Annotated in this window: 28 protein-coding genes; 13 read left to right on the top strand and 15 right to left on the bottom strand. The window is 58.6% G+C overall.

The features are described from left to right. Positions 1-78 precede the first annotated feature (78 nt). From HMPREF2736_RS12805 to HMPREF2736_RS03755, 6 genes are all read left to right on the top strand, one after another. On the top strand, positions 79-759 hold the full coding sequence (locus HMPREF2736_RS12805) for a metal-dependent transcriptional regulator (protein ID WP_022862719.1): 681 nt from the start codon (positions 79-81) through the stop codon (positions 757-759). Between the two features lie 116 nt (positions 760-875). Continuing rightward, on the top strand, positions 876-1,325 hold the full coding sequence (gene nrdI / locus HMPREF2736_RS03770; RefSeq protein WP_052093126.1) for a class Ib ribonucleoside-diphosphate reductase assembly flavoprotein NrdI: 450 nt from the start codon (positions 876-878) through the stop codon (positions 1,323-1,325). Between the two features lie 67 nt (positions 1,326-1,392). Next, the gene (nrdE, locus tag HMPREF2736_RS03765; RefSeq protein WP_052205721.1) at positions 1,393-3,588 is read left to right on the top strand and encodes a class 1b ribonucleoside-diphosphate reductase subunit alpha; all 2,196 of its coding nucleotides are present in this window, start codon (positions 1,393-1,395) and stop codon (positions 3,586-3,588) included. A 51-nt stretch (positions 3,589-3,639) separates the two neighbouring features. Further along, the gene (gene nrdF / locus HMPREF2736_RS03760) at positions 3,640-4,665 is read left to right on the top strand and encodes a class 1b ribonucleoside-diphosphate reductase subunit beta (RefSeq protein WP_034666259.1); all 1,026 of its coding nucleotides are present in this window, start codon (positions 3,640-3,642) and stop codon (positions 4,663-4,665) included. After that, positions 4,649-4,918, top strand: a complete 270-nt coding sequence (locus HMPREF2736_RS12185; protein WP_034666257.1) for a hypothetical protein — start codon at positions 4,649-4,651, stop codon at positions 4,916-4,918. The genes nrdF and HMPREF2736_RS12185 overlap by 17 nt, the downstream gene beginning before the upstream one ends. Positions 4,919-4,958: 40 nt before the next feature. After that, entirely contained in the window at positions 4,959-5,540 is a 582-nt protein-coding gene (locus tag HMPREF2736_RS03755) for an NADPH-dependent FMN reductase (protein ID WP_022862715.1), read from the top strand. Between the two features lie 378 nt (positions 5,541-5,918). Here HMPREF2736_RS03755 and HMPREF2736_RS03750 read toward each other — a convergent pair whose 3' ends face one another. Further along, positions 5,919-6,533, bottom strand: coding sequence for an ATP-binding protein (locus HMPREF2736_RS03750; protein ID WP_246822048.1), 615 nt, complete (start codon positions 6,531-6,533; stop codon positions 5,919-5,921). A 157-nt stretch (positions 6,534-6,690) separates the two neighbouring features. Then, positions 6,691-8,331 (bottom strand): IS21 family transposase, encoded by a 1,641-nt coding sequence (istA, locus tag HMPREF2736_RS03745; RefSeq protein WP_083322974.1) that lies wholly within the window; start codon positions 8,329-8,331, stop codon positions 6,691-6,693. 134 nt (positions 8,332-8,465) lie between these two features. On the opposite strand from istA, the gene HMPREF2736_RS03740 reads away from it, so the two are divergent. After that, positions 8,466-10,073: a type I restriction endonuclease subunit R, EcoR124 family gene (locus HMPREF2736_RS03740; protein WP_070828929.1), complete on the top strand. Its 1,608-nt coding sequence runs from the start codon at positions 8,466-8,468 to the stop codon at positions 10,071-10,073. Positions 10,074-10,343: 270 nt separating this feature from the next. Here HMPREF2736_RS03740 and HMPREF2736_RS03735 read toward each other — a convergent pair whose 3' ends face one another. Further along, complete coding sequence (locus tag HMPREF2736_RS03735; RefSeq protein ID WP_070828928.1) at positions 10,344-11,321, bottom strand: AsnC family transcriptional regulator; 978 nt, start codon at positions 11,319-11,321, stop codon at positions 10,344-10,346. Between the two features lie 125 nt (positions 11,322-11,446). On the opposite strand from HMPREF2736_RS03735, the gene HMPREF2736_RS03730 reads away from it, so the two are divergent. After that, positions 11,447-12,784 (top strand): MFS transporter, encoded by a 1,338-nt coding sequence (locus HMPREF2736_RS03730; RefSeq protein ID WP_070828927.1) that lies wholly within the window; start codon positions 11,447-11,449, stop codon positions 12,782-12,784. Beyond that, positions 12,781-14,367 (top strand): N-acyl-D-amino-acid deacylase family protein, encoded by a 1,587-nt coding sequence (locus HMPREF2736_RS03725; RefSeq protein WP_070828926.1) that lies wholly within the window; start codon positions 12,781-12,783, stop codon positions 14,365-14,367. The genes HMPREF2736_RS03730 and HMPREF2736_RS03725 overlap by 4 nt, the downstream gene beginning before the upstream one ends. Here the strand turns inward: HMPREF2736_RS03725 and HMPREF2736_RS03720 are convergent. The 3 genes from HMPREF2736_RS03720 to HMPREF2736_RS03710 form a co-directional block, all read right to left on the bottom strand. Beyond that, positions 14,364-14,834 (bottom strand): type 1 glutamine amidotransferase domain-containing protein, encoded by a 471-nt coding sequence (locus HMPREF2736_RS03720; RefSeq protein WP_083322973.1) that lies wholly within the window; start codon positions 14,832-14,834, stop codon positions 14,364-14,366. The genes HMPREF2736_RS03725 and HMPREF2736_RS03720 overlap by 4 nt on opposite strands. Positions 14,835-15,105: 271 nt before the next feature. Continuing rightward, on the bottom strand, positions 15,106-16,578 hold the full coding sequence (locus tag HMPREF2736_RS03715; protein ID WP_070828924.1) for a multicopper oxidase family protein: 1,473 nt from the start codon (positions 16,576-16,578) through the stop codon (positions 15,106-15,108). 71 nt (positions 16,579-16,649) lie between these two features. Next, positions 16,650-17,225 carry a CueP family metal-binding protein gene (locus tag HMPREF2736_RS03710; protein WP_070828923.1) on the bottom strand — a complete coding sequence of 192 codons (576 nt, stop codon included), beginning with the start codon at positions 17,223-17,225 and terminating at the stop codon, positions 16,650-16,652. A 402-nt stretch (positions 17,226-17,627) separates the two neighbouring features. On the opposite strand from HMPREF2736_RS03710, the gene HMPREF2736_RS03705 reads away from it, so the two are divergent. From HMPREF2736_RS03705 to HMPREF2736_RS11920, 3 genes are all read left to right on the top strand, one after another. Further along, entirely contained in the window at positions 17,628-18,350 is a 723-nt protein-coding gene (locus HMPREF2736_RS03705; protein WP_070828922.1) for a response regulator transcription factor, read from the top strand. After that, entirely contained in the window at positions 18,347-19,474 is a 1,128-nt protein-coding gene (locus HMPREF2736_RS03700) for a sensor histidine kinase (RefSeq protein WP_070828921.1), read from the top strand. Before HMPREF2736_RS03705 ends, HMPREF2736_RS03700 begins: the two co-directional genes overlap by 4 nt. Positions 19,475-19,585: 111 nt before the next feature. After that, complete coding sequence (locus HMPREF2736_RS11920; protein WP_083322971.1) at positions 19,586-19,912, top strand: heavy-metal-associated domain-containing protein; 327 nt, start codon at positions 19,586-19,588, stop codon at positions 19,910-19,912. Between the two features lie 395 nt (positions 19,913-20,307). Here the strand turns inward: HMPREF2736_RS11920 and HMPREF2736_RS12620 are convergent, their stop codons facing one another. The 9 genes from HMPREF2736_RS12620 to HMPREF2736_RS03655 form a co-directional block, all read right to left on the bottom strand. After that, the gene (locus HMPREF2736_RS12620) at positions 20,308-20,580 is read right to left on the bottom strand and encodes a type 1 glutamine amidotransferase family protein (RefSeq protein ID WP_070828920.1); all 273 of its coding nucleotides are present in this window, start codon (positions 20,578-20,580) and stop codon (positions 20,308-20,310) included. A 41-nt stretch (positions 20,581-20,621) separates the two neighbouring features. Continuing rightward, on the bottom strand, positions 20,622-21,092 hold the full coding sequence (locus tag HMPREF2736_RS03690) for a hypothetical protein (RefSeq protein WP_070828919.1): 471 nt from the start codon (positions 21,090-21,092) through the stop codon (positions 20,622-20,624). Between the two features lie 97 nt (positions 21,093-21,189). Beyond that, positions 21,190-21,639 carry a hypothetical protein gene (locus tag HMPREF2736_RS03685; RefSeq protein WP_070828918.1) on the bottom strand — a complete coding sequence of 150 codons (450 nt, stop codon included), beginning with the start codon at positions 21,637-21,639 and terminating at the stop codon, positions 21,190-21,192. A 17-nt stretch (positions 21,640-21,656) separates the two neighbouring features. After that, positions 21,657-22,757, bottom strand: coding sequence for a ThiF family adenylyltransferase (locus HMPREF2736_RS03680; RefSeq protein ID WP_246822047.1), 1,101 nt, complete (start codon positions 22,755-22,757; stop codon positions 21,657-21,659). Next, complete coding sequence (locus HMPREF2736_RS03675; RefSeq protein ID WP_070828917.1) at positions 22,758-23,549, bottom strand: thiazole synthase; 792 nt, start codon at positions 23,547-23,549, stop codon at positions 22,758-22,760. 2 nt (positions 23,550-23,551) lie between these two features. After that, a complete protein-coding gene (gene thiS, locus HMPREF2736_RS03670) occupies positions 23,552-23,746 on the bottom strand; it encodes a sulfur carrier protein ThiS (RefSeq protein ID WP_070828916.1) in 195 nt (64 codons plus the stop codon). Then, complete coding sequence (gene thiO, locus HMPREF2736_RS03665) at positions 23,737-24,804, bottom strand: glycine oxidase ThiO (RefSeq protein WP_070828915.1); 1,068 nt, start codon at positions 24,802-24,804, stop codon at positions 23,737-23,739. Before thiO ends, thiS begins: the two co-directional genes overlap by 10 nt. After that, entirely contained in the window at positions 24,804-25,475 is a 672-nt protein-coding gene (locus HMPREF2736_RS03660; protein WP_070828914.1) for a thiamine phosphate synthase, read from the bottom strand. The genes thiO and HMPREF2736_RS03660 overlap by 1 nt, the downstream gene beginning before the upstream one ends. Before the next feature lie 34 nt (positions 25,476-25,509). Next, a complete protein-coding gene (locus HMPREF2736_RS03655; RefSeq protein ID WP_070568998.1) occupies positions 25,510-26,445 on the bottom strand; it encodes a cation diffusion facilitator family transporter in 936 nt (311 codons plus the stop codon). A gap of 72 nt (positions 26,446-26,517) precedes the next feature. On the opposite strand from HMPREF2736_RS03655, the gene HMPREF2736_RS03650 reads away from it, so the two are divergent. Beyond that, positions 26,518-26,685: a glycerol dehydrogenase gene (locus HMPREF2736_RS03650; protein ID WP_070422543.1), complete on the top strand. Its 168-nt coding sequence runs from the start codon at positions 26,518-26,520 to the stop codon at positions 26,683-26,685. The last annotated feature ends 35 nt before the right edge of the window (positions 26,686-26,720 follow it).

The raw sequence follows: 26,720 nt of genomic DNA, 5'->3' as shown, positions 1-26,720 counted from the left end.
CACGACACTGCTACCAAATAACCGGTCGCAACAGCACAGCGCCTAAGGCGCATACGGAAGCTGGGTTAACATTTACTCATGTCTGTTTCTGAGCTGTCCACCAGTACCCAGAACTATTTGAAAGCTATCTGGGGGCTAAAGGAATGGTCATCCGAGCCCGTTACCGCCACACTTATAGCGAAACAGCTGGGACTCAAGCTCTCCTCGGTCTCCGATGCAGTGCGCAAAATGTCGAAGCAAGGGCTCGTGTCACACACGCCCTATGGCTCTGTGGAGTTAACCGAACTTGGCAGGCAGTACGCATTGGTCATGGTGCGCCGCCACCGATTGCTTGAGTCTTTTTTGGTTCAAGCATTGGATTATACGTGGGACGAGGTCCATGATGAAGCCGAAAATCTTGAACACGCGGTGTCTGACATGCTCATAGAGCGCGTGGATAAGTTCCTCAATTACCCCACTAGGGATCCACACGGCGACCCTATCCCTACGGTTGATGGACAGGTCACTATCCCCAGTGCGCACCGTCTCACCGACAGCGGCGCACAACCGCAGGTGACCGTGGAACGCATTTCTGATTCCGACCCACAACTGCTGGCCTTCCTCAAAGAGCAAGGCATCGTCATTGGGGCTGTTCTTACCACGCGCGAAGGAACGCCCTTTTCAGAATCGCTCGAAGTACAGGTAGCCGACAGTACTCAGTGGGTAGTACTTGGGCGCCCAGCTACGGACGCAGTGTTTGTAGCACACCACAGCCTGTAGTCTTTCCCTTTCTCATTAATCCTGTCCCTACCTGCCCTTTTAAAAACTACGGTGCGGCGTAGTTTGCAACTACGGTAGTACGTAGTTAATCTTTTCGATCATCACCTATCCCACTTATGGCTAAGGCCAGGATGAGCAGGATTGTCATGTCAGACTCACCAGATTTGGTGTACTTTTCTAGCGTTTCTGAAAACACAAAAAGATTCGTCGAACGCTTAGATAGACCCGCAGTGCGCATTCCACTGCGGCCCAAGAAAACCGGAATGATCCAGGTTTCACACCCGTACGTACTCATCGTTCCAACCTACGGCGGTGGCTCGCTCAAACGCGCAGTCCCCAAACAGGTCATCGACTTCCTCAATGACCCAATCAACCGTTCCTTTATCCGGGGCGTGATTACCTCAGGCAATACCAACTTCGGAAGCGCTTACTGCGTCGCCGGCCGCATCATTTCCGCTAAGTGCCACGTTCCAGAGCTGTATCACTTCGAGCTACTCGGCACGCAGAAGGACGTTGCCGCTGTAAAGCAGGGCCTTCACAAGTTTTGGGAGCAGCAAAGCAACTAACAATTATACCCCATTGATTTCCCACAAAATGAAGACCACATCCGCAACACACAGATTGGAAACCACAATGCCGCCACTTAAGGCCACCCCCACACAGCCCATTGGCCCTACGCCCCGCACCGCTTCAGCAGACGATGCCGGCGGTGTCGGTAAGCGCAAGAGCTACCATGCACTCAACGCGCAGCTGAACCTATTCGACGATTCGGGAAGAATCCAGTTCGACAAGGACATTGAGGCAACACAAGACTTTTTAGCGCACCATGTCACTCCCCGCATGCATCAGTTTGAATCCACCAAGCAGCGCTTGGAGTGGTTGGTTGATAACGAATACTACGAGCGGGAATTCCTTGAGCTTTATGATGACGATTTTCTGTGCACTATGTACGACAGAGCCCACCGAGCCAAGCATCAGTTCCGCACTTTCCTCGGCGCATTTAAGTTCTTTACTTCATACGCACTGAAAACCTTTGATGGCTCGCGATTTCTGGAAGGCTACGAAGAACGCGTCGCCACCACAGCTTTGTACCTTGCACAGGGCGATGAAGAGCTTGCGGAGAAGCTGGTGGATGACATCATGACCGGACGCTTCCAGCCCGCCACCCCTACTTTTCTCAACGCAGGAAAAGCCCAGCGTGGCGAAATGGTCTCCTGCTTCCTCCTTCGCATCGAAGACAATTTGGAAAGCATTGGCCGCAGCGTGAACTCTGCACTGCAGCTTTCAAAACGCGGCGGTGGTGTGGCCTTGTTACTGAGCAATCTGCGCGAATCCGGAGCCCCAATCAAAAAGATTGAGAACCAAGCTTCCGGCGTAGTCCCAGTCATGAAAATTCTGGAAGATAGCTTCAGCTATGCCAACCAATTGGGCGCTCGACAGGGCGCTGGAGCCGTCTACCTACATGCGCACCATCCAGATATTCTTCGTTTCCTGGATACCAAGCGGGAAAATGCCGATGAGAAAGTCCGCATTAAGACTCTTTCGCTGGGAGTTGTTATTCCAGATATAACCTTCCAGCTGGCCAAAGAGAACAAGGATATGCATCTTTTTAGCCCGTATGACATCGCTCGCGAGTACGGCGTAGCCATGTCTGACATGTCTATCACCGAGTATTACGACGAGCTGGTTTCCAATCCGCGAATTTCTCATACGACTATCAAGGCCCGCGAGTTTTTCACCACGCTGGCTGAGCTTCAGTTTGAATCTGGATACCCCTACATACTCTTTGAGGATACGGTCAACCGCGCTAATCCCCTCAAAGGACATATCAATATGTCCAATCTGTGTAGTGAGATCCTCCAGGTCAACACGCCATCCACCTACGGCGCCTCAGGTAACTACACCACCGTTGGCCAGGACATTTCCTGCAATCTAGGGTCGCTCAACATCGCTAAAGCTTTTGAATCACCGGACTTTGGGGAAACTGTTGAAACCGCGGTGCGCGCTCTCACGAAGGTCTCAGACCTAACAAATATCGAAGCTGTTCCTTCCATCGCTCACGGTAATGCATCCATGCATGCCATCGGGTTGGGCCAAATGAATCTCCACGGTTTCCTGGCTTCCAAGCGTATTCCTTATGGCTGCGCCGAAGCACTGGACTTTACAAATATCTATTTCCTGACCGTGACCTATCATGCGCTCCGTGCATCCCATGCGCTAGCGGTTGAGAAAGGTCAACGATTCACTGGCTTTGAAGAATCCACCTATGCCACTGGCGTCTACTTCGACAAGTACATCGACCAAGACTGGGCGCCGGCCACTGACCACGTAAAACAGCTATTCCATGAGGCTGGCGTGCAGATTCCTCAACGCGAGGATTGGCTACGGCTCAAGAACCAAGTGATGCAAGACGGCATCTACAACGCCTACTTGCAGGCAGTTCCACCCACTGGATCAATTTCCTACATCAATGACTCCACCGCGTCCATACACCCGATTGCCTCCAAGATTGAAATACGCAAGGAAGGCCGCTTGGGGCGCGTGTACTACCCCGCACCGGAAATGACCAACGACAACTTGGAGTATTTCGATGACTCCTACACCGTGGGGTACAAAAAAATCATCGACACCTACGCTATGGCCACCCAACACGTGGACCAAGGGCTTTCCCTGACTTTGTTCTTCACCGCTGACACCACTACGCGGGACATCAACAAGGCACAAATCTATGCCTGGAAAGCCGGAATCAAGACCTTGTACTACATCCGTTTACGCCAACCTGCACTCCAGGGAACCGAGGTCGAAGGCTGCGTTTCCTGTGCTCTGTAGGAACACGGTCCTTCCTTCATTCACAACCATCCATCAAGAAAGAAAGAAGCTATGTCTTCAACATCAAACACTGCTGAGCTAACCAGCATCTCAGTTACGCCGCCAAGTTACCGGCATGACCCTTCAGCCCGCATCCGCGCCATCAATTGGAATCGGGTGAGCGATGAGAAGGATCTTGAAGTGTGGAACCGCCTCACCGCCAACTTTTGGTTGCCAGAAAAGGTTCCACTTTCAAACGATCTCCCGGCGTGGCAGAGGATGACACCGGAGGAACGCAACCTCACCATGCGGGTGTTCACGGGACTCACCACCCTGGACACCGTCCAGGCCACTGTGGGCGAAATCTGTCAGATCCAAGATGCCCGCACCGAGCACGAGGAGGCCGTGTATACCAACATCGCCTTCATGCAATCAGTCCATGCCCGTTCTTACTCTTCAGTGTTTTCTACTTTGAGCAGTACGAAAGAAATTGATGAGGCATACCGCTGGGCGGTGAATAATGACCTTCTCCAGGCACGCGCCAAAAAAGTGCTCACTCATTATTTTGGACCCGATCCACTCAAGCGCAAAGTGTCATCGACGCTGCTTTCCTCGCTGCTTCTCTACGCGGGTTTCTATCTTCCCCTGCATTTTTCCGTCCACGCCACCCTGACAAATACAGCAGACATGATTCGCCTCATTCTGCGTGACAAGGCAGTGCACGGTTACTACTCAGGCTACAAGTACCAGCGCGGACTGGAAACGTCTGCTCCACAACGGCAACAGGAGATGCATGATTTCACTATTTCCTTGCTCGAAGAGCTTTATGCCCTAGAGCTGGATTATTCCGGCGAGCTATATGAGCCGTTGGGGCTCATGGATGATGTAGCTGTATTCGTTCGCTATAACGCCAATAAGGCGCTCATGAATTTGGGCTACCCGGACTACTTCCCACCTGAAGAAACGGAAGTGAACCCGGAAATCCTCGCTGCCCTAGCACCTGGAGCAGATGAAAACCATGACTTCTTCTCCGGCTCCGGTTCCTCCTATGTCATTGGCACCGCTGAAGAAACGAGTGATGATGACTGGGATTTCTAAACCGTTTCCACGACCAGACCAAGGAAGCTGGCTTGAGACCATCGCGCTGTTTGAAGCCATCCGCGAAGGAAACCAACCAGCAGCCATGCGGCTTTTGGATACGTCCGCCGCACGGGAGGCCGTCCTCGGGGGACTGTTAGGACTCATCGAACTGTACTTCCGCCATGAAGAAGACAAAGTGGATAACTTTCTTACTGCCGCCCACGCCGCCGGGCCACCGCCTGCCTTTGGCTGCAAGCCTTTTCTCCCTTGATCGCACGTACCTACGCCCAACTAAGAAGAAAGGACTTCCTATGACCACCCCACGCATTAGTGTTATCGTCGGCAGCCTGCGCCGCGGCTCATTTGCGCGCAAGATTGCACACGAAGTGCTCACAATGATCCCTGAAAACTACCAGGCAGACATCGTTGAAATCCGTGACTTGCCGCTCTATGACTTCGACTACGATGACCCCTCGGTCACGGACAAGCCCATTCCAGCTGAGTACACCACTTTCCGCGACACCATCAAGAACTCGAGCGGCGTCCTCTTTGTTACCCCGGAAAATAACCGTACTATCCCTGCCTGTCTCAAGAATGCAGTGGACATCGGTTCCAAGCCCAACTCGGATGTGGCTTGGAAGAACCTTCCCGCAGGTATCATCAGTCACTCTGTAGGCCGCATGGGCGGCTACAGTTCACAGAAGAACCTCCGGCTCGCCCTGTCCTACTTCGATATGCCGCTTCCTGGTCAGCCCGAGGTATTCCTTGGCCAATCCCCCACCCTCTTCGAAGACTCCGGCCATCTCAATGAAGGCACCGCAGGCTTTGTCAAAGACTACGTTATACGCTTCCTGCAGTTGGTCGACATGACATTAACAGCCAAGCACAGCTAGCGACGGCGACTAACCCTAGCCACCGCCCTCTACGAAGTACTTGAAGGCTTCTAAAGGGCCTTCTCAAAGACACAAACCCCGGATTCACACTCATCCTTGAGTTACCTGAATCTGAACCCAGGACGCTTCAAAAAACACCGCTCTAATTCTTCGATTTTCGCTGAATTAGAGCGGTTTTAGCGCTGTCGCTGGACACTGACCCTGGCGACATCCTGTTAGGCCGCTACAGGGCCATACAGGGCAGGGGAGACCCCCATCTACGGCTTGCCGCCGTCGGGGGGGTGTTTAGACCACGTGTTTAGTAACGGTGTGGTGAGTATCGAGTAACGCCCGGGTGAGTATCCAGTAACACCCGGGCGTTTGGGTTGGTAGCGGGGGTTATTGGGTCAGTCGCATATTGGTGCCTTCGAGTGTGATGATTTCGGCGCCGGCGACGAGTCGGTTGAGTATTGATTCGGCGATAACGGCGTCGGGGATGGATTTGTACCACTCGTCGGGTGTGAACTGGGATGTCACGATGGTCGATCCGCGGGGTTCGCGTTCTGCAAGGATGTTGAGCAGTTGGTGTGCGGTGGCGGCATCGATTGGGGTGGTGAGGAAATCATCGAGGACTAACACGTCTGTGTTGTGTAGGTCTTCGAGGAATGTGATGCGGGCTGGATCATCGTGTTTGAGCACGGCGAGGTGGTTGGCGAGTGTGTCGGTACGGAAGAAGCGTGCGGAGTAGTCGTTTCGGCACGCCGCGGTGAGCAGTGCTTGGGCGAGGTAGGTTTTGCCGACGGAGGATTTGCCCAGGATGACAATGTTTTGTGCGCTTTGGCACCATTGGCAGTGAGCGAGTCGGGTGATTTGCTCTTTGTTGATGGTGCGGTCGGGCGTGTAGGTGATGTCTTCGATACAAGCATCGGGATTTGGCGATCGGGATGCTTTGAGTAGTTTGTTGACTCGTCTCTCACGCTTGGCCGCTACCTCTTTGTCGAGTGCGTAGAGCACTTTGTCTTAAGAAACTCCAGTCGTCGAATGCAGGATCGGCGGCGATGTCGATGACGCTTTGTCCGAAGGCGGTCATGCGCAGGTCGGTAAAGATCGGCAGGACTGATTCGTCGAGGAAGCGGGCGGATGCTGATGCTGGCTGTGGGTGGGGCATGGGTTATGCAGATCCTTTCTTGGTGAGGTTTTCGAGGCTGAACTGGGCAGCACCACCGAGGTAGGCGCCGCGTGTGTCACGGGTTGCGGGGGCAGGCACACCGTCAATGGGTCTGCCGGTTGATTGGTCGGTTGGTACATCGGTGCCTGTGGGGCGTGTGGAGGTGTCTTTGCGTACGGCGGCCATCATGTTTTTCACCGCGGTATACGACACAGAACGCCTGGCGCCGTCAGTGGACACCAAACGCCGGCAGGCTTCTTCGAGGATTGGCTTGTTGGCGTGTTTGCCCATGTTGAGTACGTTGCGGCACGCTTGGTACGCCTGGGCAGGGATCGCCTTGGCTTCGATGAGCTCGGAGATCACTTGGCGGGTGGCTGGCCCGATTTTGGCAGCTTCGCGCAGGAAGTACTCGCTTGTCCACAACCCACGGGTGTCACTTATGTTCGCCGGGATGTGGTCAGTGTCGGTGACGTACACTCCACGGGCACGTGCGAGTTGGTGAGTGGCCACACGCTGCCCAGCGTCGAAGACGGCAAGGCTATCACCGGTGATACGCACGTCCACGGTGCGGCCCACCAGTAGGTGGGGTACCGAGTAATGCGCGTTGTGCACTCTGATGTGGAAATTCGGTGCGACTTTGGCGCGTTTCCATTCGGTACGCTGCCACGGTGTTTCAGGCAGCGCGGTGAGCACGTCGCGTTCGAACTGATCAAACAATGCGCGCCTGCTCGTCGCATTGCCGCGAAACGGTTCGGCAGCGTTGATCCCATTAACCAGGGCAGTGATTTTTGTGTTGAGCTCGTCTATCCCGACGCACTGGTGGCCATCGAGTGCGTGGATGACGTTCTGGGTGATGATCTTGACTGCAGCTTCGACGCTGGCCTTGTCTTTGGGGCGTTTTGCACGGGCCGGCAACGCGGCGGTGTTGTAATACTCCAAAAACTCCTCGTAGGTGGAGTTGACCCGGCGATTCCTGTCCGCAGCACTGATCGCGTTCGAGGCTGTCGAGGCGTTATCTGGCACGATGACCTCGGCGACCCCGCCGAAGTACTCGAACGCGCGGATATGGGCTGCAAGCCACGCGTCTTGGCGCTCATTAGCGCACGCGCAGGCGAATACCATGCCCGAGTACGGCAGCGAGGCGACGAAGATACTGACCTTCGAGCCTTGCCCGCCGGTGGGGTCAAACAGTCGCATCTTCGTGCCTGCCCAGTCCACCTGCATCGTATGGCCTGGGGCATGGGTGATCCTGGCGGTTATCCCAGCTACATCAACGTGTTGGGCTACAAGCTGGCGAAACCGCTCGTAGCTGTAATACCGCTGGCCCAGCCCCGCAGGCTGCGCGGTGTAGCGGCTCCACAGCACCTGCAAAGTCACCTTGTTGCGCCCGATACGCGCCTTGGCGACAGCGTCGAAATCGATCGGAACGAAATCGCCCTGAGCATGGCTGCGCCCGTCGACGAACCAGTCCGCTAGCTCATGATCTGCAACCCCACGAAGTTGCTCACGCGTTGTGATGTTGTGTTCCACAAGCGCATCGCGTGCTTTTTGCACCGTGGTGTGCGAGCACCGCAGACTCGAACAGATTTGGCGGAAAGACCAGCCTTTGAGCACTTGATCCATTACCGCCCGGTAGTCAGTCACAATCAGACTCCTCTGGTAACGCCGCGTGCCCTGAAGTCACGCGGTCACCAGAATCCTCCCCCGGACTGTTACTGGATGCTCACCAATGCGTTACTCGATACTCACCACGGTGTTACTAGATACGACCGCGCAACATGAACACTCTGTACCTTGACAAGGTCATCGCTTACGAAAACATTATTCAAGCGTTCTCACGAACTAACCGCGTCTTTGGACCGGAAAAGCCCTTCGGTTCTATTCGCTACTACCGCAAGCCTCACACGATGACGCGCAACATTGGCGCCGCCGTGAAGCTGTATTCGGGGGATAAGCCTTTCGGACTGTTTGTCGATCACCTTGATGAGCATTTAAATCAAATCAACCAGTGTTTTGGCGTTATCAAGCGACTTTTTGCTGGTATCGATGATTTCTCTCGGCTGCCCGATGAAGAAGCAGATCGCCTTGAATTCGCGAGAGTATTACCTGAACTCTATGAACATCTCCAGGCGGCTCAGGTCCAGGGCTTTACCTGGGAGAAGGACACGTACCAGTTTGCCGACACCGCGATAGCAGTGGAACTCACCGAGCCGGTGTATATCGCGCTGCTGTCACGCTACAAGGAACTTGACCGTCCAGACGGCGAACCTGAGCCGGAACCAGGTGGGGGAGGAGATGATGAGCGTCCGCCGTACGACATCAACGTCCACATCACGCATATCGACACTGCGCGAATCGACGCTGATTACCTCAACGCGAAGTACACAAAGTACCTACGCGCCATTGAAGCCGGGCTACCGCAGGCTGAACTTGATGGGTTGCTCTCAGACTTGCATGCTGGTTTTGCACGGTTAAGTGCGGAAGATCAAGTCTTTGCGAACCGTTGGCTCCATGACATCCAATCTGGCGATGCAGTCTTAAGCCCTGGCAAGACCGTGCAGGATTACGTCAATGACTACAAACTCACGCAACAAGATCGTGAACTCAAGCAACTCGTTCGCGCGGTCGGCGTTGATCCCGACCTATTGAGGACAATCCTCGCTGCACACGTCGATGAGGCCAATATCAACGAGTATGGTCGCTTCGATGACGTTATTAACTCTGTAGACATGGACACTGCAGCTGAGTACTTCAGTCGACAGGCCGGGAAGAAGCTTTCACGCCTTAAGATCCGCATGGCCATCGACAGGTTGCTGCGCCAGTACGTCCTGCACCAAAACCTGCCTGCCGACCTAAGAGAGACGGCGTCTGAGCTCGAAGAGAACCAATTCGGCGGGGCTGCATCGGTACCGGATGCGCAGGTTGAGAAGGAAATCGATTACATAATCATGTTGATTGATGACTACCGCACAAAGCAGGGGCAAGGCGACAACGTCGGAGCGAAGGAGTCTCGGGAGATGATCGAACGCAGTGTTGAAACCTCCCCAACCTTGCGCAGCAAGCGTGACCTGATAGAAGAGTTTCTGTGCTCTGAAGAGGGTGCAGGAGTACCAGGCGATACAGATCAGCGCTGGGAGATGTTCATTGCGAACCGACGGGATCGAGAGCTAATAGAGCTTATCGAAGCGGAGCAGCTTAACACCGATCAGGCGTATTCGCTTGTAGAGGAAGCGCTCCGCACCGGTGTCTTGCAAACGTCTGGTACCGCTATGACGAAACTACTGCCGACTGCACCCAGACCTGGGAACCAAACGGACCGCGATGAGGCCCGGTCACGTGTGAGAGAGAAGCTGTCTGCGTTCGTGGATCGTTTCTCGGCATTGTAGCGGGGTGCTATCAGGGTGATGGCGTTCGCTGTTTGAATTGTTTAGACCACGTGTTTAGTAACGGTGCTGTGGGTTTTGGTTTACGTACAGGGGGTATCGAGTAAAACCCATGCCCGTCCACCTTGAACGTGTGACATAGGTCTTCTCGGCTGTCTGTTCAGCCGGGGTAACGTGCTGAACTAGGAGCTAGCGCGCTCGCTCCTAGCGTGAGTTCCCTTGATCTGTGCGATGCGGGTAGGACCTCTCGGTCGTAACTGTTGTGTAGGAGATTCACCACGGTTGTGGTGTCACATGTCCGATTTGATGTCCTCGCCGATCAAGCACCCATCCGTAAACTTTCTCCATCCCGGAACAGATTTCGTAGTCCATGATTCTCGCTGTGGGATGTGTCTTTTCGATCCGTGAGAGCAGGTCACCGATAAGGTGAGCGTCACGTACGCCGAAAACTGCTACCACATTGTTTGCGCTGATCACCTCCGCACAGAAGCGGGATTCCGACCATTCGCTAAGTTCTCTAACCAATGCTCTGGCTGAGTCTTGGCTCGCACGCATGCTCACCACGATGGAGAATTTGTAGTCGAACTTTCGACGAGCCACATCGCACCGAAAAACCATTACCCGATCATCCAGTAGCCGGTCTCGCGAGCGCTGAACCGAACTCGACGAGGTCCCCACTACTGCTGCGATTTCTCGGATCGATGCTCTCGCATCCTTCGATAACGCAGAAAATACCTTTTTGTCGAGGGGGCTAAACGATCTGTGAGGCGGTGGAGTGCCTTCGAGCGGTAGAGGAAGGGGAGTGTTGGGGCCCGGGTGATCGATGATTTCCTGCTTCCATGTGACGCCTCCCCCGATCGCAACGAAAGGGTAAACAGTGAGGTCCTCCGCATCACGCAGCTCGGGGTAATTGTCTTGCAGTCCTAAGAGCGCTTTTTCTAGATCATCACGGATGATGAGGCCGAAGTAACGGTTGACACCAGGAAGACGTCCGACCGTGACGAGGTCATTCTTGTAAAGCAAGCTCGCAAGGTGACTTTCTTGGACCGAAAACTTGATAAAGAGGCCGGCAGATGCACTGGGGTGTAGAGCCGCTCCTGTCCAGGCGAGTCCTTCCCCTGTGAGTCGCCGCCATCTTCGCTGAACAGTCGATTCAGACAGCCCGATTTCTTTCGAAATTTCTTTAAGACTAATCGTGGGGTCTCTTTGGATGTAGTCGACAATCTCAAGGTCCGTGATGTCAACGTGCATATAAGTCACCCTATTGGTTAAAAAACGCGGAAACGGATTGTATTTAATGAAAATAATGCAATCTGCAGCCTAGAGCACAATCGACTCTAATCTGTGGCAAATCCACGCATAGGAAAGGAAATGTGATGTCGATCGCACAGAAACAGCGTGAGGATGCTCTGTTTAAGAAGATAAACAAGCGAATTTTGCCGCTTCTCCTGCTCTGCTATGTGTTTGCGTACTTGGATCGAGTCAACCTCGGTTTTGCAAAGTTGTATATCCAAGATGACTACCCCTACCTGACAGATGCAGTATTCGGTCTTGCAGCCGGCATCTTCTTCCTCGCATATGCAAGTCTTGAGATTCCTAGCAACCTTTGGATGAACCGGGTAGGGGCGCGTCGAACAATCACCCGGATCATGGTCCTGTGGGGATTAGCGTCCTCGGCCACAATGTTTGTTTCCGAGGCGTGGCACCTCTATCTGCTACGAGTGCTCTTGGGGATTTTCGAGGCGGGTTTTGCGCCGGGAATCATTTTGTACCTGACCTACTGGTACCCAGCGAAACGAATGGCGACCGCGATGGGCGTCTATATGCTAGCTGGGCCGATTGGGTCGATTCTTGGTTCCGCCGGTTCAGCCTTGGTTATCGAAGGGATGGATGGCGTTCTGGGGCTATCTGGATGGCAATGGATGTTCCCGATTCAGGGCCTACCGGCCGCAGTGCTCGGAATCATCTTCTGGTTTACGATGGCGGATTCCCCCGAGGAAGCTACTTGGTTGAGTGAGGAAGAAAAGCGCACGCTCGGTGAAACTCTGGAAGAAACAGCGGAGGGGCACGCCTCGACTAAGTTCTCCGACGCTCTCAAGCTGCCGCAGGTCCACGTTATGGCTGCTGCTTACTTTGGCATCATGTGTGGCATTTACGCCACGAGTTTCTGGCTTCCATCGATTCTGGGGGACTATGGCATCGAAGATCGTTTTCAGAACGGCATACTGACTTCGCTGCCCTATTTCTTCACCATCGTTGTGATGATCATGATTACGCGGAGCTCAGACAAACAACGAGAGCGGTTCTGGCACACATTTATCCCATCCTGCGTCGCAATCGTCGGACTCGTTGGTGCCGCCTTTGTGAAAACAGAGGCATTCTTGCTTCCCTACCTTATGTTGTTGGTTGCTGTTTGCATGGTTTGGGCGGCTTACACCGTGTTTTGGGCTGTCCCCGGTGAAATTTTCGGGGGCACCGCCGCAGCTGGCGGAATTGCGTATATCAACACATTTGGAATTCTGGGCGGATTCGTTGCACCGACCATTATGGGATATGTGCGGGATGCGACCGGATCATCCGCCGGTGGCCTCATGGCGATGGTGGTGCTTCTTGTGGTTTCGTGTATCGCGCTCATAATTCTGAAACGGATTGAGCTCGATCCAGCCCGCGAGCGCCAAACCATCGCGGAAGTAGAGAATGGGGGAGTGAAGTGACGCATACTCTGCTGACCGGCGCTCTTGTTCTTGACGGAGACGGATCCGAGCCGAAGGCTCTCGACTTGTTAATAGAGGGGGCCTCTATTAAGCAAGTGTTTGACCGTGCCGAGGAACCCTCAGTAAGGACAGGCAACGTAGTTGATTTAAGCGGCTACTTCCTCGCTCCAGGTTTCATAGAAACGCATGCGCACTCGGACAACTCGCCTCTCCTAGGGTTCGAAGACTTATCGAAGGTGTTGCAGGGGGTTACAACAGAAATAGTTGGAAATTGCGGTTTTAGCTTGGCGCCGATCAACCCAGCCACAACCGAAGGTTTTTATCGGTTAGTGCGGCGCATTTTTCCAAGCCAAGAGTTCGAGTGGAACTCGTATCGCGAATATGTGACGGCGATTGAGCAGGCAGGTCCAATAACCAACTATGCGATGCTAGTTGGGCATAACTCTCTTCGTATTGCAGTGAAAGGGGAGGACTCGTCAGAACTATCAAGAATGGAGAAACTAGAGCTGTCGAGGCTGCTGGATGATGCCTTGGGGGAAGGTGCTGTTGGATTATCGTCCGGACTGATTTATCCCCCTGGCGTCTTCACTCCGCCAGACGAGCTTGGCTATCTAGTGAGTAGGCTTCCTTCAACTGCGGTTTATACCAGCCATATGCGAAATGAAAGTCTCGGGCTGCTTGATAGTATTTCTGAAATTCTCGGGCATGCAGTGAATTCGCAGGCAAAGGTACATATCTCGCACTTGAAGTTTGCAAACAAGCGGGAGAACTCGCTCGTACCGGATGCACTGGAGGTTCTTCAGCGGAGCCGTGATCGGGGAATGCGTATTACGCAGGACCTTTATCCGTACCCGGCAGCAGCTACGATGCTCACGGCAGTTCTTCCGCCGTGGATGCACGCTGGTGGTAGCGGCCGTCTGCTCCAATATCTGAAGAGCGAAAAAGATCTAGATACCGCACTTGATCAGATCGAGAACTCTTACGACTTTGAGAATTTTGCTCGCGCTGCAGGCTGGGACGGAGTAGTGATCGGCAGCAGCAAGACGGGCCGATTCGATGGCAAATCGATCCTGGAGCTCTCACATGTCTTCGATCTCGAACCGGGTTACGCGTTAGCGCGTGTGCTTATTGAAGAAGACCTTCAGGCTTCGATGGTGGTGCATGCGATGCGGGAAGAAGACGTTATTGAAATCTTGAAAGACCCATTCACGACAATTGGGTCAGATGGCCTGCCAATGGGCACCGGGGGACGACCGCATCCACGAACGTATGGGACGTTCGCTCGAATCCTTGACCGATACGTTGGCCAGGAGAAAGTGATCTCACTTCCTGAAGCGATTCGACGGATGACGAGCCTGCCCGCCGATATCTTCGGTTTTACAACCAGGGGCAGGATCAAACCCGGTATGACCGCAGATTTGGTCGCTTTCAAGCAAAGTGGTGTTACCGATAACGCCACTTTTGCAGACCCTGTCCGGCACCCTGATGGCATTGACCATGTCTTTGTAAATGGGGCTCATGTGGTTCGAGATGGGGAATGGACCGGGATTCGCTCCGGTGAGGTAGTGAGAGCAAGCCACTAGCTCAGCGCGTCCAGCACCGCTTCGCCGACGCCGGCGGCGCTCATGGGGTTCTGGCCGGTGATGAGGTTGCCGTCGACAACCACATGCTTGGTCATCGGGATCTTGGCGGTGGTGTACTCGCCGGCCTGCTCGCGCAGTTTGTCCTCCAGGCTGAACGGGACCTCGTCGGTGCGGTTGGCTAGCTTTTCTTCGGTCCAGGAGTAGCCGGTGACGGTGCGGTCGTCGAGAAGCTTGCTGCCGTTGGCCAGCGTGACGTCGAGGAGACCGCACGGGCCGTGGCAGACTGCGGAGACGATCTTGTCGTTGTCAGCGAAGTAAGCGACGGCCTTTTTCACCTCGTCGTTGGAAAAGTCGAACATGGTGCCGTGGCCGCCGATGAGATAGATGCCGGCGTAGTCGTCGAGGGTGACCTCGTGGCCGACGTCGGTAAGCACGTCGTAAAAGTGGGTGAATTCGCCGAGCCACATGCCGGTGTGGATGCCGGAGCTCTCGTAACGGTGGCCGCCCCACTATTTCGCAGAGCCCACCATCAGCAAGCGTTACACCACACTAAGGGACGCAGCCGCTCTGCGGGGGTGTGCTCGGCATGGATTAGATCTTCATATTCCGCGGCGGTGGGGAAGAAGACGGTGTTCTGGTTGTCCCGGAAGACCACAACACCGAGGAAGGTCATCGTGCTGCCTGGTGGGTGGTCTGCAGCGACTCTGCCCACCTCGGCACTCAACCCTGCTGTGGGCGTTACCCGTAGCGAAGCGAGCTGAACATCCCGGTTTCCATGTGATAGGCGTTATGGCAGTGAAATGCCCACTCACCGGGGTTGTCAGCGATCAGGTCGGCGACCATGGTTTCACCGTGGCGGAGAAGGACGGTGTCCTTGCGCAGCCCGCCACTGCCGGGCAGCGCCCACGTGTGTCCGTGGATGTGCATGGGATGGGGCATCATGGTCCTGTTGCGCATGACCATCCGCAGGCGCTGGCCCTCCTGCACGGTCGCGGAGGACGATTGGCCGTCGGTGAGAATGCTCCATTCATACGGCATCATCTGCCCGCCCAGGTCGATGCCAACTTCTCGGTCTGGTGTGCCCTCGGGCAGGAGTGCACGGTCTGCAGGCTTCAGAGAGGACAGGAGCAGTCCGGTCGACGACAACTCGGGGAAGTCGACATCGGGGCGGGGGGCCTGGCCGCCGGCGGTGCGGATGACGGCGAAGGCGCGGTCGTCCTTACCCACCGCCAAAGCCGTGAGAGGGAAGACGCCGTCGTCGAGGATGACCTCGACGTCGACACGCTCGCCCATCGACAGGTAGATCGATTCGGTCTCCTTGGGCTGGACAGGGAAACCGTCGGTGTGGGTGACGGTCATGCGGTGACCACCGAGGGCCACCTTGAAGATGGTGTCACCGCCGGCGTTGATAAACCGCAGGCGGGCCTTGTCGCCCGGGCGAGCCTCGAAGGTCCGGTGAGCACGGGGGATACGTCCGTTGATGAGGTAGTGCGGATACATCACATCGCCGGCATCCCCGCCCAGTACCCGGTCCGGGGTGCCGTGCATCATATGGCCGTGACCTCCCTTTCCGTTATGATCGCCCGAACCCATTCCGGTGAGCTTGTCGAGCTCATCGTCGGGAGTGCCCTGAATACCATCGACCCAGTCGTCGAGCACGATGGTCCACTCGACGTCCTGGTCCTCAGCGTCTTGCGGGTCACGGATGATCAGTGGGGCGTGGAGGCCGCGATCAAGCTGCAGGCCGGTGTGGGAATGGTAGAAGTAGGTGCCACCGTGGGGGACTTCAAAAACATAGGAGAAAGACTTGCCAGGTTCAATGGGGTCCTGGGTCATGCCGGGCACACCGTCAGCAGCGTTGTGGAGTGCGATGCCATGCCAGTGGATGGAGGTGCTCTCAGGCAGTTCATTGGTGATATCGACCTGGAGGACGTCGCCGGCGGTGGCCTCAATGGCCGCATCCCCGGTGTCAGAGACGTATCCCCACGTCTTGGCTTCGATGCCGCCGATATCCAGGGAGAGGGGCCGGGCGGTTAGTGTCCGGCGCACCGTCGGCTCACCGAGCGCAGTGGGGGTGGGAGTGGGGCGAAGGGAGGAACCTGGTGCCGACGCGGCGGGTCCAGGGTCGCTGGTGCAGGCGGCCACGGCCCCGGTGCCGGCGAGGACGAGCCCGCTGAGCAGAAACCGTCGTCGAGAAAACGCGTTCGTCATGATTTAAACTTCCTTGGTGCAAGATTTCAGTGGCACGGGAGACAGGCGCAGGTGAGGATCCTGCTGAGCCATCACGTCAGGCGCAGGTCTGTGACACAGGTGGCACCGTCGTCGGTGGTGGAAAACTCCGTGGTGCCGGTACGCCCCTGGTAGCTGACCTCAATCAGGCCGGTGACATCATCGGGAAGCCAGAAGCCAATAAACCCGTTGTCAAAGGTGGTTGTCGCCTCGTCCACCAGCACCTCACCGGTTGCCTCATCGGTGATCGTGACCTGGATTTCCTCATTGTCGAGTTCCCCCACGCAGGTCGTGAGGCTGTGGTAGAAGCAGTCGTGGGTGGAGGTGAGATAGGGGGCGATCGAGACATACATCTGATCGTCGGGAAGATCGAGCGCGACTTCCTGGTCATCGCTCGAGAGCAGCAGTTCATCGGGACGCACTGAGGCGATCAGATCCGTGGGACGCTCAGTGACCTTCTGCCGGTCGAGGTGATCAATGATCTCCACCGCGTCCATGTCGGCCAGGCCGTGGGTAGTCAGGAATGTGTCCTGGGACACCGTCCCGTCGGCGGTGGGTTCCGGGTCGGCGGCCGAACACCCCGTGAGGGCGAGGGCAAGGGCTGCGGCTGCGATCGCTGCTCGTTTCACGTCAATCTCCTTGGACCGCGGTAACACTGTGAGAAGACACCGCCTCAAGGTCGGTGCCATACCTTTATCTAGCACGGGTGCCCGACGGACTAGAAACCAAAAACCCTGCTCACGGTCGTATAACAGGGCGAAAAGAGGGTGAACTTGGTGGGCTGGATCACCACCGGGACACCACCCCACAGCAGTGGGCGATGTCCTTCTACCCGCCCCGGGTATGCGGTCAGGCAATGAAATCCCTGGTGGCGCCTGCTGAACCGACCAGGGGAGGCGATGCCGCCGGCCCGGGGTGGGGCACAGGGGTGTCGGCGATCGAAGGGTGATGTTTGAAGATTTGATGAAGATTTCCCGCCGGGCACTGAGCGAGGGTGGTCTTCCTCCCTGGCCGGAGCGATACTGGGGTCTATGGCTGACCACACACCGACCACCGCCACGCCCCCGGGGCGGGTGCTGGTCGTCGATGATGAACAACCCCTGGCTCAGATGGTGGCCTCCTACCTCATCCGGGCAGGCTTCGATACCCGCCAGGCGCACACCGGCACCCAGGCCGTGGACGAGGCCCGACGCTTTTCCCCCGATGTTGTGGTGCTGGATCTGGGGCTGCCCGAACTCGACGGCCTGGAGGTGTGCCGACGGATCCGCACCTTCTCGGACTGCTACATCCTCATGCTCACCGCGCGTGGCAGCGAGGACGACAAGATCAGCGGTTTGACCCTGGGGGCGGATGACTACATCACCAAACCTTTTAGCATCCGGGAACTGGTGACCCGGGTGCATGCAGTGCTGCGCCGCCCGCGCACCAGCACCACCCCACCGCAGGTGACCACCCCCTTGATCGTTGGTGACCTCATCCTTGACCCCGTCGCCCATCAGGTGCGGGTGGGGGAGACGACCGTGGAGCTCACCCGCACGGAGTTCGAGCTGCTGGTTGCCCTGGCCCTGCGCCCCGGCCAGACGCTGACCCGCCACGACCTGGTCACCGAGGTCTGGGACACCACCTGGGTCGGTGATGAACGCATCGTCGATGTCCACATCGGCAACTTGCGTCGCAAGCTCGGTACCGACACCCGAGGCCGGGGGTTTATCGACACCGTGCGTGGCGTGGGCTACCGGGTGGGGCAGCCATGAATCACGGACCCGGCCTGACCTTCCGCTTCCTGGCCGCCCAGGTGTTGGTCGTGGTGATTAGCCTGCTGGTGGCCGCGGCCGTGGCCACGACGGTGGGCCCGACCCTGTTCCATGATCATATGTTGATGGCTGGCCGAGAGGACCCCTCGCTGGAGCTGTTCCATGCCGAGCAGGCCTACCGGGACGCCAACCTGATCACCCTGGCCGTCGCCCTGCCCACTGCCTTGATCAGCGCCCTACTGGCCAGCCTGTGGTTATCGCGTCGTCTGCGCACCCCCCTGCAGGATCTCACCCGCGCCGCTACCAGCCTGGCGGCCGGTAACTCGCGTATCCGCGTGCCCGCCGGAGAAGTAGGCCCCGAGGTCGCCACCCTGGCGCATGCCTTCAACACGATGGCCGACCGGCTGGAACGCACCGAACAGGTCCGCCGCCAGATGCTCTCTGATCTGGCCCACGAAATGGGCACCCCCTTATCGGTGCTCACGGCCTACCTCGATGGTCTGCAGGACGGGGTCGTGGACTGGAATAATGCCAACCACACGATCATGGCTGACCAACTCACCCGCCTGACCCGGTTGATGGAAGACATTGACGATGTCTCCCGGGCCCAGGAACACCGGATCGATTTGGACCTGGCGGAGGAAGGGCTCGGGGATCTGCTCCATACCGCCGCTGCTGCCGCGGCGGAAGCTTATGCTGACAAAGGCGTCGATTTACAGGTCGAGACCATTACGGACACCGCCCGGGTGCGCGTGGACCGGCAACGCTTCGGCCAGGTGATGAGCAATCTCCTGTCGAACGCGCTACGGCACACCCCTGCCGGCGGGCAGGTCCGGATCAGCGTCCACCGACAGGGGGCGTCCACCGCGCTCATCCACGTCGCCGATGACGGCGAGGGCATCCCACCTAGCCAGCTCGGACACATCTTCGAACGCTTCTACCGGGGGGATGCCGCCCGCAGCCGGGACAACGGCGGGTCCGGTATTGGTCTGACCATCTCCAAGGCATTGATCGAGGCCCACGGCGGCACTCTCACCGCCACCTCCCCCGGACCCGGTCGCGGAGCGGTGTTTGCCCTCCGCCTCCCGTTGTCCCCACCCGACAGTGAGGAAGCTGCTCGATGACCACACCCTGCCCCGCGTGAGGGCCGTGCCCTCCACCTCTTGAAAATATACCCCAGGGGGGTATATGCTAGCGAGCGTTACCGCATCCCACCGACCCGAAGGAGCTTTTCCATGAACACCTCCAAGCCCAGTCTCTTGCCGATGGCCTCCCACGGCTGCAGCTGTTGCGGACCTGCCTCTCGCGCCGACACCGCCTCCATCCCTGCCACCAGCGACTCGTCAGCAGGAGGGGCCTCCGCTAGCTACCAGGTCACCGGCCTGACCTGTGGGCACTGCGTGAAAAGCGTGACCCAGGCCCTTCAGGCCCTCCCCCAGGTCGACGACGTCCAGATTGATCTCGCTTCTGGTGGTGTTTCCACCGTCACGGTCACCGGTGACGTACCTCCGGAGATGGTTCGCCGAGCCATCGAGGAGGCCGGCTACACCGTCTTATCCTGATCAGTTTCACCCCCCACCATTCTGGTGATCACCATGGTGATCACCCCGTTCCGGAAACAGACCACCCCCACCACCCGGATCATGCCAGCCACGAACGCCACGCAGATGCCGACACCCACGGCTAGGTGATGCCCCACGATCACCCGCACTCCGCCATGGAGGCGAGAGGTTTTATATTTGCGTTGAACCGGAGTGGTTTACCCAACCACCTTCAGCACCGCTTCGCCGACTCCGGCGGCGGAGGTGGGGTTTTGGCCGGTGATGAGGTTGCCGTCGACAACCACGTGCTTGGTCATCAGGATCTTGGTGGTGGTGTACTCGCCGGCCTGCTCGCCCAGTTTGTCTTCCAGGCTGAACGGGACCTCGTCGGTGCGGTTGGCTAGTTTTTCTTCGGTCTAGGAGTAGCCGGTGACGGTGCGGTCGTCGAGGAGCGACATGAACTCGGGGTCCTCGTAACGCTTGTTCGTGCCGCCCATCTGGATGACCGGAGTTTTCAGGCTCGCCGGGTCGATGGGCACGGCGCCACCGTCGACGCTGGCGAGGGTGACCTCGTGGCCGGCGGCGGTGAGCACGTCGTAAAAGTGGGTGAATTCGCCGAGCCACATGCCGGTGTGGATGCCGGAGGTCTCGTAACGGTGGACGCTGGCGGACAGTGCAAGAATTTTCATGCGTCCCACTATGGGAGCTTCGGCGTATTCGTGTCGGCTGCTTAACGCGCCGGGTTGCTGACCAGGATGCGGTCCACCTGCTCAGCCAGGTCCTCGGGGGTGGTGTCGAAGTCGCCGGGCAGTTCCCGATCCGCCTGCTCGAGCGCTTCCTGGTCGTGCTCGCCGGTGGCAAGGTGCGCCTCCGCCTCGTCGAGAAGCCGCTTCAACCGTGTCAGGTTGAGTTGGTAAGCACCGTCGTTTTCGGGGCCGGGGACCTCCTGGAGCCAACCCGTGCCGGTGAAGGTGGGCAGTGTCGCATCGATGATGTCGCGCTTCAGCCAGTTGGTCATGCGGGGCCCACCGAAGTTTTCCACCCGGCCCGCTGTTGCTTGGCGGACGGTGCCGGTGGGGGTGAGGGTGGGGCCAGTGGTGTCGTCTGCAAGCAACGCCACCTGCATCAAAATTTTCAGTTCTCGGGGAAATAGGGACGGGGCTTCAATGCACCCCACTGCGGCTTTGAGCAGTTCGCCCAACAACGCCTCCTTATTCGGTTGTGTTCGGACAAGGAGACATTATAAATCCGCCTCCGACACCGGGAGGCGGATTCTCGAACGGATGTGTGGTTTGTGGTTAGCGCTGCAACTTCCAGATCACGGAGTTCGTGGAACCTGCGCGCACGAGCGCGATGTTGGCGGTGTCGAAGACGTAGAGCTCACCGGTAAAGCCCGGGACAATGAACGCGGAGCCGAAGCGCTGCACCTGCAGCGGGTTGAGCTTCTTCGGCTGGCCCACAAAGCCTTGGTTCCAGCAGTGGGTGCCGGTAAAGCCTCGGCTGATGGACACTGCGGGGATGAGCTGCTCTGGCGGGTTGCACTCCGGCTGGGTTGTGCGGGCGGTGTCGGAGACACAAATGGTTTTGGTTTCGCCGCCGACTTGGTAGGACTCGCAACGCACGTTGCCGTTCTGGTTGGAGTAGGTACCAACGTTGCTTTGGGCGGCGGCGGAGGGGGTGAGGGCTGCGGTGGCGGTAAGGATCGCGACGGCAGCGACGGTTACTGGGGCTGTACGTGTGATCTGCATAACAAAATTATGGCAGGTTAACCCCAACGCTGCACGCCTCCAGGCAAGGATTTCAGCACAATTCCGAGTTGTTTCGCCTGTTCCGCATAGGTTTTCACAAATTTTTCAGAACGCACTCCACCGGCGCAATAGACCACCACGTCGTCGCCTTCGGCGTACTGCGACAGCGCGCGAGAAACCGCCTCGGGGTCACGTTCGATCTGGGTCAGTGGCAGGTGGGTAGAGTTAACCGGCAGGTCCGCGATCGCCCGCTCGTGGGGTTCGCGGATGTCCAGGGCGTGAGCTTTGCGGGTAGTGATGTCGTCGTAAAGCAACTGCCCCTCAGTGCTCACGGCGCAGGCATCGGTGTAGGTGCTCAAGCGCGTGGTCAGTGGGCGCGCCGGGTCGCGGGGGACGGTGAAACGGCGGATGGTGGTGGTCAGCGCGTCGTACATGTGCAGCCGGCCGATCTCCGCCTCGCCGATGCCCGCGAGGAACTTCACGGCCTCGGTGGACATCAGGCCACCCACCACGGAGGTGGTCACGCCGAGCACACCCGCGGTGGCGCAATCCGGCACGGAATCCGCATCCGGCTGGGTGGGGTAGAGGTCCCGCATACCCACGCCGTTTTCGGGCGCGCCGGGGCCGGAGTGCCACAGGGCGATGTCGCCGCGGTAGCGCAGCACCGAGCCCCACAGAAGCGGTGTGCCGGTGATTTCGGCGGCGTCGGCGGCGAGGAATTTGGTGGCAAAGGTATCGGAGCCGTCGATAAGTAAATCGATGCCGTCAAGCGCCTCGAGGAAGTTGTCGGTGGTCAGGCGATCCTTGACCGGCGTGACAGTGATGCCGGGCTGGAGGGCGCGCAGGCGCTCGGCGGCCACCTCCACCTTGCTGCGGCCCACATCGTCTGCGCCGAAGAGGATCTGGCGGTGGATGTTGGTGATGTCCACGTGGTCGTCATCCCACACCGTAATGCTGCCCACGCCCGTAGCGGCCAGCGTCTGCATGACCGGGCAGCCCAGGCCGCCCGCGCCGATGACCAGCACGCGCGAGTTGTGCAGGCGTTCCTGCTGCTCCGGACCGAATCCGGGCAGGTTCATCTGGCGCGCGGTGCGCTTGAGCTCGTGGTGGGGGAGCACTTAGAGCACCGCGTCTTCCCAGTCGGCCCAGCTGGCCAAACCGTCGAAGGTGGACGACGCCACGGCGTGCTCGCGCTTCGGGATGCGCCCAGCAGCGCGGGCCAGGCGGCCGGCCTCCACCGCGTGGCGCATCGCGTGCGCCATGGCCACCGGGTCCTGGCAACGGTTCACCGCGCTGGCGAGCAGCACGCCAGAACACCCGAGTTCCATGGCAAGGGAGGCGTCGGATGCGGTGCCCAGGCCGGCGTCGATAAGCACCGGCACCTGCGCGCGCGAGCAGATCAACTCAATGTTGTGCGGGTTGAGGATTCCAAGCCCCGTGCCAATCGGGGAGCCCAACGGCATCACCGCCGCAGCACCGAGATCCTCCAGGCGCTTGGCGGCCACCGGGTCGTCTGAGGTGTACGCCAGCACCGTAAAGCCCTCGTCTACGAGCATCTCGCAGGCGTCGACCGTTTCCACCACGTCGGGCAGCAAGGTGCGGTCGTCCGCGATGACCTCTAGTTTCACCCAATCCGTGCCCAGCGCCTCACGCGCGAGTTTCGCCGTGATCACCGCGTCGCGCGCCGTGCGGCAGCCCGCGGTGTTCGGCAGCGGACGGATATTCAGGCGCCCCAGCAGGTCAAACACGCTCTCGCCCGCACCGGTTGTCGCCGAGTGGCGGCGCATGGCCACCGTGGTCATCTCCGTTCCAGATGCCATCAGGGCGCGCTCCAGCATGTCAAAGGAACTCGCCCCACCCGTGCCCATAATCAGGTGGGAATCAAACCGCTGGCCAGCAATTTCAAGCACGTCTAGCCTCCCTGGACGGCGGTGAGGATGTCCACCTCTGCGTCGTCGATAAGCGCCTGCCCCCACTGCGAGCGCGGCACAACCTCACCGTTGACCGCTACGGCAGTGCCGGCCTCAGGCGCGCCGACCTCCGCCACCAACTCCTGCACAGTCGTGGCTTCGGTGGTGGTCCTTTCACCGTTGAGCGTTAGTTGCATTCGTGCCTCCTCGGGTCGCATGCGGATAAGTTTATGAATGGTGCTTGCTTTTCGACGACCCCAGCACCACACCGAGCCCCCAACGCCGCCAGCAAAATCCCGTGCCGGAAGTAACCGGTGGACACCACGGTGCGCTCGTCGATACGACCGATGTACGGCAAATCATCCGGCGTGCCCGGGCGCGCACCGGCGCCGGCCTCGAGGAAATCGCACTCCTCAACCGCCGGCACCACCTCAATCGCATCCCGCAGCAGCTGGTGAACGCCCTGCACCTGCGGCTGGTCGCGGCCGTCCTCGCGCGTAGTCGCGCCGATAGTCAGCGTGTGGTCCTCGCGCGGAATCAGGTAGATCGGGCGGTCCTCCACAAACCCGCGCACCACATGGGTAAGCAGCGGGTATTGGTGGTCCGGCACGCGCACGTGCAGCACGTCGCCGTACACCGGGCGCAGATCCAGAAACGGCACAAGGTCACGAGCACCCAGACCATTAGCGACGACCACCTGATCCCCGTCCAGCTCGTCCGTACTATCCACGCGCTTGTGTATGAACGTCACCCCGGCATTCGCGCAGGCATCCATGAGCGCCTTGGTAAACAAGCGCGGCTGCACCTGGTGATCCCCCGCAATCCGCACCGCACCGTTAATAGCAGGGGAGAGCGCCGGCTCAAGGCTGCGCGCCTGACGGGTAGTCACCTTCTCCACCGCCATACCGTGCTTTTCCTGGTACTCGCTCAGTTCCGCCAGGTGCGTCTTGTCCGCCACATCACGCGCGACCACCAACGTGCCCTCCGTGCGATACCCCGTGGGCAGATCCGAGTACTTCGCGGTGAGCTTGATCAGGTCCGGGTAGAGCTCCGCAGACGCCGCCATCAGCGGAAAGAGCGGGTCTTGCTTATAGACGACCTCCGCCGTCGGCGCCAACATCCCACCCGCATAATGCGACGCCCCCGACGCCGGCGCCGGGTCGTACACCGTGACCGTATGGCCCCGATCCGCCAACGTAAGCGCAGTAGACAGACCGACGATGCCCGCACCGACAACCGAGATATTCACAGCGATCAGGGTAGCGCTTTTGCCCGGTCCGTTTGGCCCCTTTCAAACTCCGCGACCACACGCTCGCAATAGTCCTGGGAATTATCGGCGTGCATGATGCCGCGCACAATGGCCAACCCGTCCACGCCAGCAAGTGCCAGGTGGTACGCGTCATCCACCGTCACGTCCCCGATGGCCACCAGCGGCACCTGGGCGGCCTCCACCAGGGGCGGGTAGCCGCCGAAGCCCAAGGGAGGGCGGCCCGAGTCCTTCGTCGGAGTGTCGCGGAAGGGCCCGCAGCCGATGTAATCGATCACGTCGGCGTATGCGTTGGCGGCCTGAACCAGTTCCATCGTGCCGGTGGTCAGACCGATGATCGCGTCCGGGCCTAGCAGGTCGCGTGCGACCCGCACGTCCAGGTCGTCCTGGCCCACGTGCACGCCAGCGATGCCGTGGTCGCGGAGTGCGAGGGCGACGTCGACGCGGTCGTCGATAAGCACCTGCGTCTTCGGGTTCACCTCGTGGACGGCCTCGGCCACATCGCGCGAGAGGTCGTACAGGTCGCGCGCACTAATCGGCTTCGAGCGCACCTGCACCACCCCGGCACCGCCAGCCGCGGCGGCGCGGGCGCGCTCCACAATGTCGTCACCCTGGCCGGTGACAAAATAACAGCGTAAATCGAGTTCGGGTTTGCCCATAAGCTGCGAATCCATGCACATCACCCTATGCGGATTAGATCTGCAGCGGGCCGGTACGCGTCGGATGGCCCAGCGGCTCGATGTGCACGATCGTCTCCGCGCCACCAAGCGCTGCGGCGATACCTTCCTCCACCGCATCCGCGTGATCGTGGGAGTGATCCACCGTCCAGGAGCCTGGCACCTGCATAACCAGGTTGACCAAGCGGTCGCGGCCAGCCTCCGCCGTACGCACCGACGTGAACGTCACGCCGTTGTCCTTGGCATAGGCATCCAGAAAGTTATGGACAACCTTCTGCTCATCCTCGGGCAGCGTGTGCGACAGCAGCCCCAGGATCGCACCCTTGAGCAACGTGTAGCCGGTGAACAAGATGTTCAGGCCAACCAGCAGCGCCACAATCGGGTCGAGCGGCTGCCAGCCAGTCAGCCACACCAACGCCATGCCGACGATGACGCCCACGGTGGTCCACACGTCCGTGATCAAGTGGTGCCCGTCCGCATTCAGGGTGGTGGAGCGGTACTTCTTACCCGCGCGGATGAGCGCGACACCCACGCCGAGGTTCAACAGCGTGGCCACGATAGAGAACGCCAGGCCGATGCCGAGCTGCTGCACCGGTACCGGGTTGATCAGGCGATCCACCGCCGTATAAATGATCACTATAGAGGCGATCAGGATGAGTGTGCCCTCCACCTGGGCGGAGAAGTACTCGGCGCGGGAGTGGCCGAAGTTGTGGTTGTCGTCCGCCGGCTTGGCTGAAAGCTTCAGCGCCCACAGGCCCACGGCGGCTGCGACGAGGTTGATCCCGGACTCCAACGCGTCCGATAAGAAACCCACAGAACCCGTCACCCACGCCGCGATTGCCTTCAGCACAATCGTGACAATGGTAGCGCCGATGGAGAGCCACATGAAGCGCTCTAAAAGTTTTTGTTCATCAACAGCTGCCCTGGTAGAGGCGGGTTCTTGGGTATTCATAGCGGGACGAATCGTAGCACTTGCGTACGCTGGTTGTCCACGTCAATGCTGTCTCATTGAAAGGAACACACCATGGGCCGTTGGGTCGTCGCAATCGCAGGTGCCGTCGTGGGCGCGCTGTTCTTTGGCTGGCTGCTGCAAATGCTCGGCGTCACCGGCATCCTTTACACCGTCGGAGTACTTATCGGGTCCGCTGTGACCTCCTCTGCCGCCGGTGCACTGATCAAGCCCGGGCGGTAACCCGGGCGCGTTGTTGTTTCCCACCAGTTAGGAAC

It is taken from the genome of Corynebacterium sp. HMSC036E10 (genome assembly GCF_001836265.1).
In the GTDB taxonomy this organism is placed as follows: domain Bacteria; phylum Actinomycetota; class Actinomycetes; order Mycobacteriales; family Mycobacteriaceae; genus Corynebacterium; species Corynebacterium coyleae.
The sequence above is the reverse complement of the archived record's forward strand: the minus strand, read 5'-3'. Positions and strand labels throughout refer to the sequence as shown.

Excerpts from the sequence above, each read along its gene's own strand:
- HMPREF2736_RS03655 (WP_070568998.1), bottom strand. The coding sequence starts at position 26,445 with ATGAATACCCAAGAACCCGCCTCTACCAGGGCAGCTGTTGATGAACAA.
- HMPREF2736_RS03735 (WP_070828928.1), bottom strand. The coding sequence starts at position 11,321 with ATGCACGTTGACATCACGGACCTTGAGATTGTCGACTACATCCAAAGA.
- HMPREF2736_RS03740 (WP_070828929.1), top strand. The coding sequence starts at position 8,466 with ATGAACACTCTGTACCTTGACAAGGTCATCGCTTACGAAAACATTATT.
- HMPREF2736_RS03715 (WP_070828924.1), bottom strand. The coding sequence starts at position 16,578 with ATGACGAACGCGTTTTCTCGACGACGGTTTCTGCTCAGCGGGCTCGTC.
- HMPREF2736_RS03685 (WP_070828918.1), bottom strand. The coding sequence starts at position 21,639 with ATGCAGATCACACGTACAGCCCCAGTAACCGTCGCTGCCGTCGCGATC.
- nrdF (WP_034666259.1), top strand. The coding sequence starts at position 3,640 with ATGTCTTCAACATCAAACACTGCTGAGCTAACCAGCATCTCAGTTACG.
- HMPREF2736_RS03720 (WP_083322973.1), bottom strand. The coding sequence starts at position 14,834 with ATGTGGCTCGGCGAATTCACCCACTTTTACGACGTGCTTACCGACGTC.
- nrdI (WP_052093126.1), top strand. The coding sequence starts at position 876 with ATGGCTAAGGCCAGGATGAGCAGGATTGTCATGTCAGACTCACCAGAT.
- HMPREF2736_RS03660 (WP_070828914.1), bottom strand. The coding sequence starts at position 25,475 with ATGGGCAAACCCGAACTCGATTTACGCTGTTATTTTGTCACCGGCCAG.
- nrdE (WP_052205721.1), top strand. The coding sequence starts at position 1,393 with ATGCCGCCACTTAAGGCCACCCCCACACAGCCCATTGGCCCTACGCCC.
- thiS (WP_070828916.1), bottom strand. The coding sequence starts at position 23,746 with ATGCAACTAACGCTCAACGGTGAAAGGACCACCACCGAAGCCACGACT.
- HMPREF2736_RS03755 (WP_022862715.1), top strand. The coding sequence starts at position 4,959 with ATGACCACCCCACGCATTAGTGTTATCGTCGGCAGCCTGCGCCGCGGC.
- HMPREF2736_RS11920 (WP_083322971.1), top strand. The coding sequence starts at position 19,586 with ATGAACACCTCCAAGCCCAGTCTCTTGCCGATGGCCTCCCACGGCTGC.
- HMPREF2736_RS12805 (WP_022862719.1), top strand. The coding sequence starts at position 79 with ATGTCTGTTTCTGAGCTGTCCACCAGTACCCAGAACTATTTGAAAGCT.
- HMPREF2736_RS12185 (WP_034666257.1), top strand. The coding sequence starts at position 4,649 with ATGACTGGGATTTCTAAACCGTTTCCACGACCAGACCAAGGAAGCTGG.
- HMPREF2736_RS03705 (WP_070828922.1), top strand. The coding sequence starts at position 17,628 with ATGGCTGACCACACACCGACCACCGCCACGCCCCCGGGGCGGGTGCTG.
- HMPREF2736_RS03650 (WP_070422543.1), top strand. The coding sequence starts at position 26,518 with ATGGGCCGTTGGGTCGTCGCAATCGCAGGTGCCGTCGTGGGCGCGCTG.
- HMPREF2736_RS03730 (WP_070828927.1), top strand. The coding sequence starts at position 11,447 with ATGTCGATCGCACAGAAACAGCGTGAGGATGCTCTGTTTAAGAAGATA.
- HMPREF2736_RS03700 (WP_070828921.1), top strand. The coding sequence starts at position 18,347 with ATGAATCACGGACCCGGCCTGACCTTCCGCTTCCTGGCCGCCCAGGTG.
- HMPREF2736_RS12620 (WP_070828920.1), bottom strand. The coding sequence starts at position 20,580 with ATGAAAATTCTTGCACTGTCCGCCAGCGTCCACCGTTACGAGACCTCC.